Source organism: Xylanibacter ruminicola 23 (assembly GCF_000025925.1).
GTDB classification, from domain to species: domain Bacteria; phylum Bacteroidota; class Bacteroidia; order Bacteroidales; family Bacteroidaceae; genus Prevotella; species Prevotella ruminicola.
In genome coordinates this window covers 1,879,265-1,894,637 of record NC_014033.1, presented here as the reverse complement: position 1 = coordinate 1,894,637, position 15,373 = coordinate 1,879,265, and the positions used below count along the sequence as shown (strand labels likewise).

Below are 15,373 nucleotides of genomic sequence, written 5' to 3'. Positions count from 1 at the left end.
ATAATATGAACAATAAAAAAATAGAAGATATGAATACAAAATATATAAAAATACTAAGTGTGGTGTTCATGGCCGTTGCTGCTGTGGGTGTTAGCTCGTGTACGCTCGACAGTACCGAAGAGGCTGTTACCGGTAAGCAGCAGGGAAGTGATATCGTGTTGAACATCCGCACTACCAGTGTGAGTAATCAGACACGTAGCGCAACCGTTATTTCCAACGGTTACGACTCAAACAATAAGACTTCGGTTACCTCAGCCGAGATGATGATGACTAATCTGACTGTAGGTCTTTTCAAATCTACAGGAAGTACGCTTGATATCAAGGAGGTTGATATAGAGGGCACTGGCGAGGAGATCAGCTCGCAGAAGACGATTTCTTCTACCTATTCTTCGGGCCTGCCTGATGCTCAGAAGCCCGCCAATGGCGACCTGGTGCGTGTGGCCATCAATCTGCCACCCTCGAAGGTTGCTACTATCAAAGGAAAAGCAGAAGAAGTGTGGAATGTGGCTAGCGCTACCAACTTCAAGGCTACAGCACTTACTATCGATCAGGCACTTGATATGGATAATGATGGTGATGTGAATCCAGCAGAGTTGCCTATGGTGGGCAACAGCACGATTGCTTTCAACAGCATAGCTGATAAATGGGAGTCGACCGTCACGGTCCACCACCTGGTGTCGAAGGTGACATTAGCTTCTCTGTCGGTTGATTTCTCGACCACCAAGCATACCGCTGCCAGCTTCACCCCGACCGAGATCTTCCTCGTGGGTGTGCCCGATAAGATTAATCTGGATATGAATGATGGCACTTATGCCTTCAGTCAGGGTGCCTATGCCGGCTACTATCAGGGCGAAAGTACCAATGCCACCAACCAGAAGGATTATCTTGGTACAGGTACCGGTATTGCCGATGTCACCATGAATGCCAGTCATACCAGCTATGGCACTGCCTACACCCTTTATACCCTGCCCAACAATAACGACGCGGGTAATCTTACCTTCCTGGTTATCAAGGGTACCTACAGTAGCGATGGTCAGGCATGGAATAGCAAGACGGTTTACTACCCCGTGTTTATCGGTGCTAAAACCACTAATGTGGTTCAGCCTAATGCGCACTATGTCGTAAATGCTACTATCAAGGGCGATGGTGCCAGCAGTATTGCCGATCTGGCAAGTGTTACCACAGCCACCCTGTCGAATGCTGTGCCATCTACCATTCAGGACCTGGATGTGCAGGTGACAGTGACCGATTTCGACGATGAGAGCGTTACCGCTACCTTTACCAATAGTGGTATCATCTCTTATCAGGGATTGCCCGATCCTGTTCCTGGTGATCTGTTGTTTGCCGATGGTACCTGGGGTACACTCGATATGTTCCCCGACAAGACTCCAGTGGCTATCGTATTCAGTACCAACGTGAGCGCTGTCGACTATGCAGCAGGCTTCCAGCGTGGCTATGCCATCGCTCTGAAGGATGTAAGCAGCAGTGCCACCATGGCATGGTCAACCGAGAGCATCCAACTGGGCACTCCTGTTGATATCACTAATCAGACCAAGCTGGATGACTATGTGGCCAGTGCTGGCTATATGGACGGTCGCAGCGAAACAAATCTGATTACAAGCACGGCTAATTACAGTCAGGCGGTATATCCTGCAGCCTATGCAGCTGTGACCACTTACGAGAGCGAGGTGGCTCATCCTGCCGGTACCAGCGGCTGGTATCTGCCCAGCATCGGTCAGCAGTACGAGTGGATTAAGTTCTTTGGTGGTATTAGTACCAATCCGGGAACGTTCCATGCTGATAACTATTGCTATTGGAGTGGAGCAGCGTCTTCAACTGCCTCTGCTTTCAATACTGCTGCAAAGAACTGCCTGAAGAATACAGGCGCAACAGTGGATAAGTCGAATATGTGGACGGATATTGCAGGATCGGGTGGATACTATTGGGCAAGTACAGAATCCGCAAAGGGTGCTGGCTATGCGTTCAGTCTGAACTTCGACACCGATGGTAGCCTCTATCTGGCCGGCAACGGCACTAGGTCCGGTACGGACCTACGCGTTCGCCCCGTCCTCGCCTTTTAAAATTTAAATATTCAAAAATTTAAAAATTTAAAATTCCCAAAATCCTCCTCCCCCCGCTGGCGGGGGGAGGTCGGGAGGGGGGAAGCAACATAGAAAATAACAACATTAAACAATGGAGAATCCTGTTGATACCGATGCCAGAAGGGGCTTTGAGCTCGGCCTGAGTGCCGAACTGCTGACCCTTGCGGTGGTTGAGGGCGAATGGCTCGATCCAGCCGAGAAGCTCAAGGTGTATAAGGAGTCGGCCATGCTGCTCAGCGATATATGCACGCTGACGAGCCAGTTTAACAAGACCGACCGCCTGTTCTCTGAAGAGTTGCGCAGTCTGGGGCTTAAGCTCATGTCGCTCATCTACGTGGCCAACCACCAGCGTCGCGAGAGTGTGGCTCAGATGCGCCAGGCCCTCGAGGTGCTAACCTACCAGCGTATGCTGTGCCGCATCTGTGTGCATCAGCGCGTGATGAGCAAGAAGCATTATGCGCAGATAGCGCCACGTTACGACACCATCGGGCGTATGCTGTCGGGGTGGATACGTGTCACAGAAAAAGAGCAGAAAGATAAGTGATCATTAAATAAAGTAATAACAAACACCAAATGGCGAGCGTCCGCCCGGTCAAGGCTTGGCGGAGAGAGCTGTCAACTATTATCTATAGGGGTTATCGACTGACACGACCGTCGCGTAAACGGTGCAGTTAGTAAAGACAGAAGACAACTGATAACATTTGTTCGAGTGGAAAGGGTGCTGGCTATGCGTTCAATCTGAACTTCAACACCGATGGTAAACTCTATCTGAACGGCAACAACACTAAGTCCAATACGGACCGACGCGTTCGCCCCGTCCTCGCCTATGGAATATTGACTATTTGTAAATGAAATGTGGTGTCAGTTACGAAGAGGTCTACGAAGCCTATTGGCTGTGCTTGCGGCACAAGGGTAATACGATAGACGCTATTCGTTTTGAGATTAATGCCGAAGAGGAGTGCCTGAAGCTGTGGCAAGAGTTGCAAAACTGTACCTACAAGCCTTCGCGCTCTATCGTGTTTGTCAGCGATAAGCCCGTGAAACGGGAAATCTTCGGCGCAGCTTTTCGCGACCGCGTGGTCGACACGGTTTTCGCCCAGAGGGTAACGCCCTTTCTTGAGCAGCGGTTCATCGACGACAACTACTCAACCCGAGTGGGCAAGGGCACGCTCTATGGCATACAGCGCGTAGAGCAGATGGTGAGAGAGCAGTCAGCTAATTATACGGTCGACTGCTGGGTGATGAAGCTCGATATGCAGTCGTACTTCATGTCGCTGCCCAAGGAGCTTGCATGGCGCAAGTTCGCCAGTCTGCTACGGCAGATATACCGTGGTCCCGACCTGGAGTGGATGATATGGCTGCTGCGCGTGGTGATTATGGACCGGCCTGAGCTGAATTGTGTGCGTAACAGTCCGCTGAAAGCTTGGAACGGTTTGCCGCCCAACAAGAGTTTGTTTCACAGCGACGGCCTGCATGGTATGCCGATAGGCAAGGTAATCAGTCAGATGACAGCCTTGGTATTCATGGACGATCTCGACCACGAGATAACCGACAGTCTCTGGAGTATGTCGGTGAGCTATGGCCACTATATGGACGACATGATATTCGTGAGTCGCGACAAGGAACTGCTACTATGGATGCGTGATGAGATTGTCGACAAATGGGCAGCCCGGAACGGTGTGCGGCGTCATCCCAAGAAGATGTATCTGCAGCACTACTCCAAGGGCGTACTGTTCACTGGCGGTATGGTGATGCCAGGGCGCACCTATATCAGCCGGCGCACGATAGCCACCTGTATCGACAAGATTGAGCGCTACAATCGTCTGGCTCAGTCGGATGAGCACTATGCACGCGAGCATGTGAACGAGTTTGCTTCTACGATGAACTCCTATCTTGGCATGATGCGCCACTTTGCTGCTTACAACCAGGTTAGGAAACTGCTCGACAGGATCAGTCCTGAGTGGTATCAGGTGATGTATGTGAGCATGAACCGTAAGAGATACAAGGTGTGTGTGCGCCGAGTGTATCGTGAGAAGATGCGACAGCTGGCGCGCCTGGAAGTGGAATTGGAGATATTATTCGAGAAGTAGTGTATTAAAAAAGAAAGTTGAAGATATGCCGACAATGAAAGAAAAGCTTGCCTTCGAGCAGCAAAACGAGAATACAATCCGGCTATGGCCTGAGGGCGGATTCTACCGCGCTTTCGAACGTAGTGCCTACCTGTTTGTGAACCATGTGCGACAGTATGAGGTCAGACGGAAATTTGTAAAAGTGGTAGGTTCGGATGTAGTGGATATAGGCTTCCCGAAGTTGGTGCTACACCGCTTGGGGCACGAGATAGAGGACTGCAGGGATGGTTGTAAAACGATAAAAATAGACAGCTCAATCGACGAGCAGTCGTTTCAGATCTGGCGTAGCAGTGTGCCTCAGGGTGTCGTGCGGCAGCCGACGGTGCCAGTGTATCCTGAGTTGCAGCCACCAGTAGCCAAAGGTCCTGTTGAGCACGATGTGGCCGAGCGTATCCGCCAGTTGAACATGGCCTCGATGACGCCCATGCAGTGCATGGTGCTGCTGGCCGAACTGCAGAATGTGTTGATAAAATGAACAAAGTCTAAAACATTATGTATTAGTAATTAGTACTCAGCCCCATCTTGCCGTCGCGACGACGCCAGGGGGCTTCTAAAACAAGTAAGAGCTATGGGAACGACGATATATAACTATAATGAAAAGGTGGTGCCCAGACCTGACAGTCTGGAGTACCAGAAGAAGCTGGTGAGCACCATGAAGAAAGCTCGTCGCGAGCATTCCAAGGCCAAGATGCTGTATCAGGTGCTCCACGACGTGCAGGCTGTTTACCAGGGGGTGGACAGTTACTTGGAGATATTGATGAACAGCGAACTGAAGTTGGATCAGTGCGATTGGGACATGATGTGCCATGAGGTGCGTAGTAAGTCCTCGTTGGTAGGTGAGATGGTGGACTGTGCCATCGAACTGGCCCAGTATGGCGATCTGGGGCAGGTGCCTCGTCACGACGAAGTGCTGGTTAACATGTTCTGTCAGGATATGTTCTACACCTGCGAACGCTATCTGAATAATCCTAATGTCCAGATGTGTGTAGAGACTTCGCTGGCCGACGACTTCGTCATCCGCACCCATCTGGGCTATCTGCGCAAGCTGTTCAAGAATCTGATTGTCAGTGCGATGCAGTTCACCCACGAAGGGTATATTAAATTGTCGGTGATGCCCGATGATAGTGGCAAGTATCTGGTGTTTCGGTTAAGCAATACCGGGGTGGGGATACCCGAGAACATGAAAGACGTGCTGTTTGAGCGGCTGCCCAACGACGGTAACCTGTGCAACACGATTGTTGGTGTGCGCCTGCGTATCAGTTACGCGCTCACCCAGAAGATTGGGGGCACTATGTTTCTCGACCAGCAGCGCAAGGATTGCACCTCGATTGTATTCAGTATTAAGATATAAATGGTTGGGCCTATGATGATGAGTGGTTATTGTGTGATAGCAGTCGTGCTGGTGATGGCCATGGCTTTGGCGCTGCTGGTGATGTATCACCACTGGCATAAGCAGATTGACGAGCTGCAGCTGCGAAACGATGAACTGGTACGCCAGCGCGCCGACGACGGGCGCGAGCTGAAGAAACTGCGCTGTCAGAACGAACGGCTGGTCGACGATGTGCGCGAACGCCGTCACTTTATGTACTGGGCTGCCCGCGAACTCAACGAGCATACCGATGCGCAGAGCCGTGATGCCATCATCGATAAGATGGTGGAGCTGACCTATTACGAGAACCTGGCTGAGGAGTTGCCGCTGGGCTTTGTGTATGTCAATCAGCTGTGTCGCGAACTGGTGGATGAATACCAGAAACGGGCGCCTGAGAGTGTGCTTGTCGACTACAAGTCGAGCATGCCTGATTTCTATGCGGTGCATACCAACCGTGAATGTCTGGAGAAGGTGGTGCGTAACCTGCTTGAGAATGCTGTTAAATATACAGTCAAAGGGTTGATACGCGTGGAGGCCAACGACCAGGTCGACTGCCTGGAGGTGTCGGTATCCGACACGGGATGTGGTATCAGTCAGGAGCGTCGCAAAGCCATCTTCTCGCTGCTCAACCCTGTGCGCCACATGAAGCGGCGCATCAGCACCGGGCTCAACATCAGTCGCACACTGGTAGAGCGGCTTGGCGGCAGTCTGTATATCGACCCGCATTACACCAAGGGCACCAGCGTGAAATTCAGTATAGCCATCTGATTATAGTATTGCCATCAAAGAATACGAGCTGATTGCCGTAGATAAATAATAGAGAAAAATTTTGCTTCGTACGGTTTAGCCGACCGCCCATGGAGTGGCGGAAGTTAAACCGTAGGCAAAATGAAATTCAAATCTAACCGACTGTTAGTCAACTATTTAAATTGTGAGTATTACCGGGAGTACGATGCGATGATCAGTCGCCTTGCGCCCATGTTGCAAACCCCGCCCCGCCATGCGCGCCTGATAGAGCGTCTGGATTTTCGCTGCGACCTGCCGCGCGGCAGCAAGAAAATCATCTATCAGGAGCTGGGCGCCCTGTTGGCACGCCCTGACATCATGGCCCGTGGCTTTCGCAAAAACGACCTGATTCGTTGGCTCACCCTTAACTCAAACCTCAACCCCTCGTTTGCCTCGCTAAAAACACTATTGCTATGATGATTTTTTATGCTTTTTATGCCGGTTTGTGCCATATTTTTTGTATCTTTGCACCCCGAATGCAATAATAATTAAAAAAATTACTTATGCGCAAACTATTTTTAATCATCTCGGCCTGTTTGGTGATAAGTTGCGAACAGGTAACAGAAGATCAGGTTTCAACACCACAGATGGTGAAGTTTTATCAGGAGTCGTTGGCCCTCGGAACAGTAGCGGCCGATAGTGTACAGCGTTTTGCAACCAAGGTGGATGGCTATGTTACGGCCACTCCATCGGCTGTTTCCGATCCGTTGTACCCCGATATCATGCAGAATATCCGCACAGCCAGCATCAGCATTACGGTGCCCGGCTTTGAGGATGTGGAGATACATGCCGAGTTCTGATGGTTGGATACCGCCCCTTTTAACATCATTTTAAGTAACGTTTCTGTTTGTTAATTTTGTGATGGTTGCTGAAATTATCAGTAACTTTGTGACGTGTTTCAATCATAAACAGAAAAAAGATGACTAAGAACGAACAAAAGGAGCATAAGCAACGCTCGGCCCAAGGGGACGCTTTTCACAAAAAGAACTGGCGCGAGGTGCGTGCCACCGAGGAGGATATACAAAACTTCCTGATGAGCACGCTCTACCTGCGTCACAATGTGATAACGGGTAAGGACGAATTCCGAGTGCCCGAAATCAGCGAGTATGCGGCCATGGGGATTAAATATCCCACGGGCAAAACGCCATTGGAAGAATGGCGATTGCCTGGCCAATGGTTCGAGATTAGCGACAGGGTGGTGAACTCGCTGTGCAGTATGCTGTCGAAACAAAAGGATGTGAATCCCAAGAAAATCTGGCAGGTTATCGACTCTGATTTTGTGCCGTTGTATAATCCGCTGAAAGCCTATCTGGCCCGACTGCCGCCGTGGGACGAGACGACTAACCCCATATTCTCGCTGGCGATGGATGTACAAGTAAAGGGCGGTACTGACGAGCAACTGCTGTTTTACGCCTGTTTGCGCAAATGGTTGGTGGGTGTGGTGGCAGGGTGGCTGGAGGAGAAAGTGGTGAACGAGGAGGTGCTGGTGCTGGTAGGCGAACAGGGTATCTACAAAACCCGTTGGCTTGAGAGTCTGATACCTCCCGAACTGTCGGCCTATTTCCACTCTACTTCTACTTTCGGTAAGATGGATAAGGACGAGGTGCTGAAACTATCATCGTTCGGACTGATTTGTCTGGATGAGATAGATGCGCTGAAGACAGAGGCAATGAGTAGGCTGAAATGGGCTGTGACCACAAAAGCTACCGATGCCCGCAAACCGTATGCGCACAATTCGGAACGGCGTGTACACATAGCCAGCTACTGTGGTACCAGTAACAACCTGCAGTTTATCGACGACGACACGGGTACACGCCGCTGGTTACCGTTCGAGGTGGAGAGTATCCGTTCGCCCTACGAGTATCCTATCCATCACGAAGAGATCTTTGCCCAGGCCTATGCTCTGTATCTGCAGGGGTTCCACTACTGGTTTGAGAAAAAGGAAATGGATGTTGTGCAGCTGCATAACAAACGGTTCGAGGTGTCGAAACCCGAGCGCGAACTGGTAAGCAAGTTCTATCGTGTGCCTGCTAAGAACGAACCGTGCGTGTTTGTGAGTGCCTCGGAGATTATGCAAACCATTGGCGGCTTGCTGATACACCGATTGACACCCAACAAGCTGGGGCGTGCCATGAAGGCCATGGGCTTTGTAAGTGTGCGCTCACGTGGTGAGCGTGGCTATAACGTGGTGGCGTATAGTGGTGCCGATATCGACCTGAACAGAACCCTGATGGCCCAGGAAGCCAAGCCAGAGGACGAGGTATCGGTGATAAGCGGCGAAACCATTTTTGACACATTTGACGCATTGTTTTAGGAATGCCTCGCGCGTACCGCGCACGCACCTACACGGTACGCACGTAACTTTTATAAATTAATCTGTCAAATGTGTCATACATTAAAAATTAAATATTAAACATTATGGAAGAATTAGAAGTAAGATCGTACTATAAGAAGGAGCTACGAGCTATGGTGGGTGCTCCACGACGTACTTTTACTCGTTGGATTAGTTTGCATCAGCCTGCGCTCACTGCCATGGGCGTTGGTCCTAAAGCGCGACTGTTACCGCCATGGGCCGTAAAATATCTGAGCAAAGAGCTTGATATCGACCTACCTAAGAGAAAAATCATAAAAGTTAAGCCGTGAGCGCCCGAGTGCGCCATAGTGCGCCAGTAGTATTTCAGAATGTTGTATCTTTGTACTCGGTAAGGCAAGTGATCCATGATAGTTTTGGGTGGTCCGAACGTTATCTTCTGCCCGTTCCGAAGTCAACTACGCGTTGTTCCGACGATAGTTTAGGAGGGGAAAGTAACTCATCTTCGACCGCAAAGTGACTGAGCTTCGAGCTGTAGAAACGTCAGCATCCACCCCAACATCACCCCCGCTCACGAACCATAAACCATAACCATTTTACATTAAACATTAAACATTAAACATTAATCATTATGTCACAGAAATTTATCAAGACACAGAACATGAACTCTCACAATGCGAAGAGTTATCTGAAGTACTACGCACAGCCAGTGTACGACCAGAAGTTTATCGAGACCGACGAGATTGCCGACTTTATCCAGACACAGGCCACGCTGAAGCGTAGCGACATCAAGGCGGCTCTCGACGAGCTGGGAGCTGCTATGAAGCACTTCCTGGAGATGGGACAGAAGATTCGTCTGTCAGGTATCGGCATCTTCAAGGTAGGATTCTCGAGTATCGGTGTGTCCGACGCCAACAATTGTACTGCGAGCACCATCACCTCTCGTCGTGTGCTGTTCCAGCCCGAGGTGGAGCGTATCGTAACCGGTTCTGCAGAGAAGAACGGTAAGGTGGTTCAGAAGTATGTGAATGCCAAGACCTTGTTGAAGGATGTGGTGTTTGAGGAGACTCACGACACCTCGCTGCGCCCAGAGCCGGAGAATGACTCACCTTCTACCGGTGGTGGTAGCACACCAAGCAATGGTGGTAACACAGGTGGTGGCGGTAATACCTCAGGTGGCGGTACTGAACCAATTGGTGACTAAGCCATAGCAGGGGGAAGCCCCCTGCAACCCCCTTCCTTCATTTTCTTTCTGTCACCAGAAAGAAAACCGAAGCAAAAGAAAGAGTGCGAAAACGTCCTGAGCTCGGAGGCCGGAACACAAATTCTTCAAATCACTCGAAGAACTCGCTCCGCTCAAACAGCTTCTCGTATTTCGTTGCTCAGATTGCCAGAGGGCAATCTGAGACTCAATATCGATTCAAAGAATTTGCATTCCTCTAAAGACCTCCTCGTGCGGAATGTTTTCGAACGTAGTGAGTAAACATGAAGCACGAAGTGCGGTTACGAGCTCTGCTCGCTTGCTACCGAAGGGACGCAAGAATGTTTTCGAACAGGGGTTTGGGGGCTGGCCCCCATTAAGGAAAAACACGCCAGGGCTTTGATGCCCTGAGCGTACCTTAATGAAAGAGCGACAGGAGGAGCGGTTAAGCCCCTTTTCCTGGGATAGGGAAAGGGGTGGGGAAAAGAGTCGAGACTCCATCTTATGAAGAGGGGGCTAGGGGGTGATGGAAAAACTCCTTAGGATGAAGGAGGGTTGGGTGGTTGTGAAAAAGATTATTAACGTATTAAAAAGTAGATTTTATGGTAAAAGTAAATTGGAATAGAGTAGCTAAGGTGTTGCGATTTGTGGCAACAGTGATTACAACAGTTCTGGGAACTATTGCTGTGCAGTCATGCGGACGATAACCCTCATCGTGATTCATTGTTCGGCAGTGCGAACCAACCAGACATCCTCGGTTGCCCAGATAGATACCTGGCATCGCCAGCGAGGCTTTAAGCTCGGCATTGGCTACCATTACGTGGTGCGTCGTAACGGACAGATAGAGCAGGGTAGGCCGGAATGGATGGTTGGGGCACACTGCAAGAACCACAATAAGTACTCTATCGGGGTGTGCTACGAGGGCGGTTTGAACTGTCTGGATCTGCCAGCCGACACCCGCACACCGGAACAGAAAGCAGCCTTGCGACAGCTGTTAACCGAGTTGCACAGTCGTTACCCCAAGGCGGTGATCGTAGGTCACCACGACCTGAACCCGATGAAGGCCTGCCCGTGTATCGAGAGTGTTACAAAAGAGTACGCTGATCTGCAGCCTTAAAAATTCCCCTCCTTGGTCAGTTCAAGGAGGGGAATGTTATTTGCTTTTCCCGAATTTGCTGGGGGGAACACCGTACTTTTCTTTGAAGCACTTGTAGAAGTAGGTGGGCGATTGGAAACCAACTTTGTAGCTTACTTCGGTAACGTTCAGATCGCCCTCGATAAGCAGTTCGGCGGCACGCTTCAATCGTTCGTTCTGCAGATAGCTATTGGGCGACATGCCTGTAAACTCCTTCATCTTACCATAGAACTTGGTGCGACCCATTTTTAGCAGCGAGGCGAGGGTATCTACATTAAAGTCGGCATCGCCTAAGCGCTGAGCCACGATGGTTTCCATCTTTTCACGGAAACGCTGGTCGGCCTCGTCGGTGATGATGGGGGCATTGACATTGACCATTGAAGATTGACCATTGACCATTGGCGATTGTGCATTCTGATGTAAGCGGCCGTACCACTGAATCAGCTGGGTAATGCGCAGTACCAGCAGTTCAAAGTTGCATGGCTTTACCATATAGTCGTCGGCGCCGGCCTTGTATCCACGCAGCAGCTGGTCGTCGCCATCCAGTGCGGTAAGCATAATCATCGGTGTGTTGCGTGTAGCCTCATTGGCACGCAGCTGGCGCACAATCTCAAAGCCGTTTACATCGGGCAGCATCACATCGCACAGAATCAGACTTGGCTGCTGCTCGCCGATATCGCTCAGCGCCTTCTTTCCCTCGGTGTAACTGATGGTACGGAAATAGCGACCCACACTCTCACGAATCTGGTCGAGCATGTCGGGATCGTCCTCGATGATAGCCACGGTATAGTTCTCGTTAAAGGCCACGGGGGCCAGCTCACGGATATGGTCGGGCGTAGGCTCGGGCTCGTACTGGGTGTTCACGGCGGTACTGCCGGCATAGTCGTCGGCACTATAAACATCAGCAGTGGCGGGGATGGTAACGATGAAACGCGAGCCACCTTCGGCAGCAATGCGCTCGTAGGCTAAACGTCCCTTGTGGAGCAGAGCCGACTGATAGGCGGTGTACAATCCGATGCCCATACCACCTTGCGATACGTAGCCGTGCATAAAGGGCTGGTAGAGCTGTGGTATCTGCAGCTCGCTGATGCCAGGACCACTATCCTCTACTATCAGTTGCAGTTGCTGCTGATCGTCGGAAAGCTTGGCCTTCAGACTGATGCTGCCACCTTGTGGGGTGTATTTGATAGCATTCGAGAGCAGGTTGTAGAGAATGGTCTCGATCAAGTGCGGGTCGAACGTCAGTCGGTGCTGATGGGCGAATGGGGTAAAGGTGAGCGACTGATCCTTGCGGGCTGCCACCTCGCGGAACTCGTCGCAGGTAGTACGTGCCAGTTTGATGATGTCGTCCTCAACCACAGCCAAACGCTGGTTACCTGTGTTGATACGTCGGAACTCCATCAGCTGGTTAACTAGTTTGGTAAGTCGCAGCGTGCCTCGGCGCACCGTCTGCACGGCCGAACGCGATACCTGTGTATCGTTACCCTTCTGGGTGAGCTTGTCGGCGGCACCGCTGATGATGGCCAATGGTGTGCGGAACTCGTGGGCGATGTGGGTAAAGAAGTTCAAACGGAAGGTGGTAAGCTCTTTCTCCACACGTATCTGCTGGTCGAGTTCGAAGTTACGTCGCCATGAGCGGTAGAAGTACCAGCACAGTATGCCAATAATAAACAGGTAGATGAGCCAAGCCCACCAGGTGTTGTACCAAGGCTGACGGATAATCACCGTAAACACATACTCCTCGCTCCACTGGTTGTTCTTGTTCAGCGAACTCAGGTGGAACTGGTAGGTGCCTGGTGGCAACCCGTTGTAGCGGGCACTGTTGTCGCTGGTAAGCTGTCGCCAGTCGTGTTCCAATCCCTCCATATAATAGCGGTATTGGGTAGAGGCGATGCCGGCATAGTCGAGGTTCGAGAATCCTAATTCGATAGAGTTCTGGTCGTGACTCAGTACCAATCGGCGGTCGCTGGTGGTAAGGTAACGTGCCACACCATCAATGCTCACCATGGTGATGATGGGTCGACCAGCCTTCTCGGGTGTGCTGGCATTCAGTCGCTCTGGTTCCAGAATCATCATACCGTAGGCTGTACCAAACAGCAGTCGTCCATCGGGCAGCATAGCAGTACTGTTCTCGCTATAGATGTTGCTCTCGAGTGTATGACCGAATTGATACGAGTTTACCTTGCCATCCTTGCGGATACAGGTAATGCCGTTGTCGGTACCTGCCCACACGTTGCCTTGACGGTCGGAGGTTACGCTCAGGATATTGTTGGTAATCAAACCATCGTGGGTGGTGTAGCCCTGCTGGATACTGAACTTGCCATCCTGGTAGCGGCACTTCTGCAAGCCACCACCACGACCGCCTACCCAGATGTTGCCAGCCGAGTCGGGCATCAGACATGAGATCTCGTCGAAGGGGAAGTCGCCGTGCTGGATGTTATGACTGATGAAATCGTCGTCGGTCAGCGTTTTCTTCAGCATATCGATATGATACACGCCGTTGTTGGTGGCCAGCCAGTAGTGGTGACGGTTGTCGGCGCGTATGATACGTATCAGACTCTCGTTGTACGAGCGCTTCATCAGATGTGTGATGTTCAGCAGTCCGTCGGCCTCCAGGCGCACCACAAACAGTCCGTCGCCCCAGGTGGCAATCCACAATCGGCCTAATGGGTCTTCGGTAATATCGTATATCTGACTGGATGGGAATTCGATGGGCTTACCATCGATGTACAATCCGCCACCGCGAGTGCCCATCCACTGGTGGCCATGACTGTCCTTGTAATAAGCGTAAACAGCAGCAGGCAGCGTGGTGGCTGTGGCGCTTTGCCACGAGGTGGGGTTCAGCTCGTACAGCATGTTGTCGCGCGTGCTCAGCAGTACGCGGTTGCCACCCGTGTAGGTTACCATACGCACAAAATTACTCCAATCGCCCTTACGGTTGGGTTGCGGGTAGAAATAGTCGGCGTTGGTCTTGTCGGGAGGCAGAATACAGGTGAGTCCTGTTGACTCCTCGCTCAGCCAGATGCAGCCACTGCGGTCGATGAGGATGTTGTTCAGATAGCTGTTGCCTACGATAGCCCATGGCGATGTGGCCGAATAGTGCTGCAGGCGGTCGTTTTGGATGTCGTACACAAACAGACCGTTACCATAGCTGGCAATGTAGTACTGGCCGTCGGCACCTTTCTTAATATTATAACGACGGAAACGTTCAACGGTTGATTTCACGCCCTGCATCAGGTTCAGCACGCGCATGTCGCCCTGGGCGGGGAACACGTACAGTATACCTGTGCTGTTGCTCACAAAGTAGTTATCGTCGTTGGTCAATCCTTCCATCACGGCACCGCTACGCACGTGATACTGCTCGGTGGCAGCTGCAGTGCCCTGTTTGGGGTTAACCATAATCGTCTGGTTGTTGGTCATAATCATCCAGCAACCGTGCCACTGGAAACTGGCGGTTACCATATTGATATTGTTCACGTCGGCAGCGATGGGTATGCGTCGCAATTCGCGACCCTGCTCATCGAAGGTGTAAACCAGTCCAGTGTTGGTCAGTGCCAGCATCTGTCGGCCAATCTGTATGCCGCGACGGAAGAAGATGCCCTTGGCAATGGTGCGCGCCTTGCCTTTGGCATCAATGATGGTGATGCCCGATGAGGTCATGGCCCACAGGCGGGCCTGTGTATCTTCGAAAGCGTCGTTCACGTGGTTGATGGGCAGTCCGCCATTAGCCTTGGTATAGTCGGTACAGTTCACGGGGCCGTCGGTATTACCCTTTACGCGGCGCACACCGCTCTCATCGTCGAACATCCATACCACACCCTGCTTGCCACGTATAAATCTGCGATAGGTGCGGGCATGGTCGCCTTTGTTGGTAAAGTCGATAAAGCAGCCTGCATGCAGATCGTAACAGCAATACACGTAGGTACTGGTGCGCATCCACAGGTGGCGCTTATCGTCGTCGGGGAACACGTAGCCCACCACGCCATGGATAGGGTCGCTTTCGGGCCCCAGGTTATAGATGTTGTAGAAGTGGTAGCCATCGTATCGGCACAAGCCGTTGGCGGCGGCCATCCAGATATAGCCGTCGGCATCCTGTGTCATGTCGAATATCTGATTGCTTGGCAGGCCATCGGCCGAACTGATATGGCGGCTGTTGGTTAGAATCTTGTTTTGTGCCGATAGCATGCTACTGATGCTGAGCAGGCACAGTATGAGGGTTTGTTTGAAGTTCATCGTTGTTAGTCGTTATTTGGCGCAAAATTAACGATTATTTCCGAGATACGTGCATGTAAAACGTACAAATCTACAGATTTTCGTATAAAAAGTCGAGCGCATATTAT

Annotated in this window: 13 protein-coding genes; 12 read left to right on the top strand and 1 reads right to left on the bottom strand. The window is 51.2% G+C overall.

Going from position 1 to position 15,373, the window contains the following annotated elements; all coding sequences use genetic code 11:
* Positions 1-29 precede the first annotated feature (29 nt).
* The 12 genes from PRU_RS08205 to PRU_RS08150 all read left to right on the top strand — a co-directional run bounded on the left by PRU_RS08205 (position 30) and on the right by PRU_RS08150 (position 11,015).
* Complete coding sequence (locus PRU_RS08205; protein WP_148214887.1) at positions 30-2,081, top strand: hypothetical protein; 2,052 nt, start codon at positions 30-32, stop codon at positions 2,079-2,081.
* Between the two features lie 112 nt (positions 2,082-2,193).
* Complete coding sequence (locus PRU_RS08200; RefSeq protein ID WP_041385970.1) at positions 2,194-2,646, top strand: four helix bundle protein; 453 nt, start codon at positions 2,194-2,196, stop codon at positions 2,644-2,646.
* 304 nt (positions 2,647-2,950) lie between these two features.
* Positions 2,951-4,192: a reverse transcriptase domain-containing protein gene (locus PRU_RS08195; RefSeq protein ID WP_013065555.1), complete on the top strand. Its 1,242-nt coding sequence runs from the start codon at positions 2,951-2,953 to the stop codon at positions 4,190-4,192.
* A 34-nt stretch (positions 4,193-4,226) separates the two neighbouring features.
* Positions 4,227-4,706, top strand: a complete 480-nt coding sequence (locus tag PRU_RS08190; RefSeq protein WP_013065534.1) for a hypothetical protein — start codon at positions 4,227-4,229, stop codon at positions 4,704-4,706.
* Positions 4,707-4,799: 93 nt separating this feature from the next.
* Positions 4,800-5,582, top strand: a complete 783-nt coding sequence (locus PRU_RS08185; RefSeq protein ID WP_013063217.1) for a sensor histidine kinase — start codon at positions 4,800-4,802, stop codon at positions 5,580-5,582.
* 12 nt (positions 5,583-5,594) lie between these two features.
* Positions 5,595-6,368 carry a sensor histidine kinase gene (locus PRU_RS08180; RefSeq protein ID WP_177168140.1) on the top strand — a complete coding sequence of 258 codons (774 nt, stop codon included), beginning with the start codon at positions 5,595-5,597 and terminating at the stop codon, positions 6,366-6,368.
* A gap of 120 nt (positions 6,369-6,488) precedes the next feature.
* The gene (locus PRU_RS08175) at positions 6,489-6,803 is read left to right on the top strand and encodes a hypothetical protein (protein WP_013063475.1); all 315 of its coding nucleotides are present in this window, start codon (positions 6,489-6,491) and stop codon (positions 6,801-6,803) included.
* A gap of 86 nt (positions 6,804-6,889) precedes the next feature.
* The gene (locus tag PRU_RS08170; protein ID WP_013064294.1) at positions 6,890-7,186 is read left to right on the top strand and encodes a hypothetical protein; all 297 of its coding nucleotides are present in this window, start codon (positions 6,890-6,892) and stop codon (positions 7,184-7,186) included.
* A gap of 119 nt (positions 7,187-7,305) precedes the next feature.
* Positions 7,306-8,700 (top strand): VapE domain-containing protein, encoded by a 1,395-nt coding sequence (locus PRU_RS08165; protein WP_013064983.1) that lies wholly within the window; start codon positions 7,306-7,308, stop codon positions 8,698-8,700.
* Positions 8,701-8,804: 104 nt separating this feature from the next.
* A complete protein-coding gene (locus tag PRU_RS08160; protein ID WP_041385967.1) occupies positions 8,805-9,029 on the top strand; it encodes a hypothetical protein in 225 nt (74 codons plus the stop codon).
* A gap of 299 nt (positions 9,030-9,328) precedes the next feature.
* Positions 9,329-9,901, top strand: a complete 573-nt coding sequence (locus PRU_RS15325) for an HU family DNA-binding protein (protein WP_013062994.1) — start codon at positions 9,329-9,331, stop codon at positions 9,899-9,901.
* A gap of 691 nt (positions 9,902-10,592) precedes the next feature.
* Positions 10,593-11,015 (top strand): N-acetylmuramoyl-L-alanine amidase, encoded by a 423-nt coding sequence (locus PRU_RS08150; RefSeq protein WP_013063069.1) that lies wholly within the window; start codon positions 10,593-10,595, stop codon positions 11,013-11,015.
* Positions 11,016-11,051: 36 nt separating this feature from the next.
* On the opposite strand, the gene PRU_RS08145 is transcribed toward PRU_RS08150, so the two are convergent.
* The gene (locus PRU_RS08145; protein WP_041385966.1) at positions 11,052-15,266 is read right to left on the bottom strand and encodes a hybrid sensor histidine kinase/response regulator transcription factor; all 4,215 of its coding nucleotides are present in this window, start codon (positions 15,264-15,266) and stop codon (positions 11,052-11,054) included.
* Between the last annotated feature and the right edge of the window lie 107 nt (positions 15,267-15,373).

Excerpts from the sequence above, each read along its gene's own strand:
- PRU_RS08165 (WP_013064983.1), top strand. The coding sequence starts at position 7,306 with ATGACTAAGAACGAACAAAAGGAGCATAAGCAACGCTCGGCCCAAGGG.
- PRU_RS08180 (WP_177168140.1), top strand. The coding sequence starts at position 5,595 with ATGATGATGAGTGGTTATTGTGTGATAGCAGTCGTGCTGGTGATGGCC.
- PRU_RS15325 (WP_013062994.1), top strand. The coding sequence starts at position 9,329 with ATGTCACAGAAATTTATCAAGACACAGAACATGAACTCTCACAATGCG.
- PRU_RS08200 (WP_041385970.1), top strand. The coding sequence starts at position 2,194 with ATGGAGAATCCTGTTGATACCGATGCCAGAAGGGGCTTTGAGCTCGGC.
- PRU_RS08195 (WP_013065555.1), top strand. The coding sequence starts at position 2,951 with ATGAAATGTGGTGTCAGTTACGAAGAGGTCTACGAAGCCTATTGGCTG.
- PRU_RS08150 (WP_013063069.1), top strand. The coding sequence starts at position 10,593 with ATGCGGACGATAACCCTCATCGTGATTCATTGTTCGGCAGTGCGAACC.
- PRU_RS08190 (WP_013065534.1), top strand. The coding sequence starts at position 4,227 with ATGAAAGAAAAGCTTGCCTTCGAGCAGCAAAACGAGAATACAATCCGG.
- PRU_RS08170 (WP_013064294.1), top strand. The coding sequence starts at position 6,890 with ATGCGCAAACTATTTTTAATCATCTCGGCCTGTTTGGTGATAAGTTGC.
- PRU_RS08145 (WP_041385966.1), bottom strand. The coding sequence starts at position 15,266 with ATGAACTTCAAACAAACCCTCATACTGTGCCTGCTCAGCATCAGTAGC.
- PRU_RS08205 (WP_148214887.1), top strand. The coding sequence starts at position 30 with ATGAATACAAAATATATAAAAATACTAAGTGTGGTGTTCATGGCCGTT.
- PRU_RS08175 (WP_013063475.1), top strand. The coding sequence starts at position 6,489 with ATGAAATTCAAATCTAACCGACTGTTAGTCAACTATTTAAATTGTGAG.
- PRU_RS08160 (WP_041385967.1), top strand. The coding sequence starts at position 8,805 with ATGGAAGAATTAGAAGTAAGATCGTACTATAAGAAGGAGCTACGAGCT.
- PRU_RS08185 (WP_013063217.1), top strand. The coding sequence starts at position 4,800 with ATGGGAACGACGATATATAACTATAATGAAAAGGTGGTGCCCAGACCT.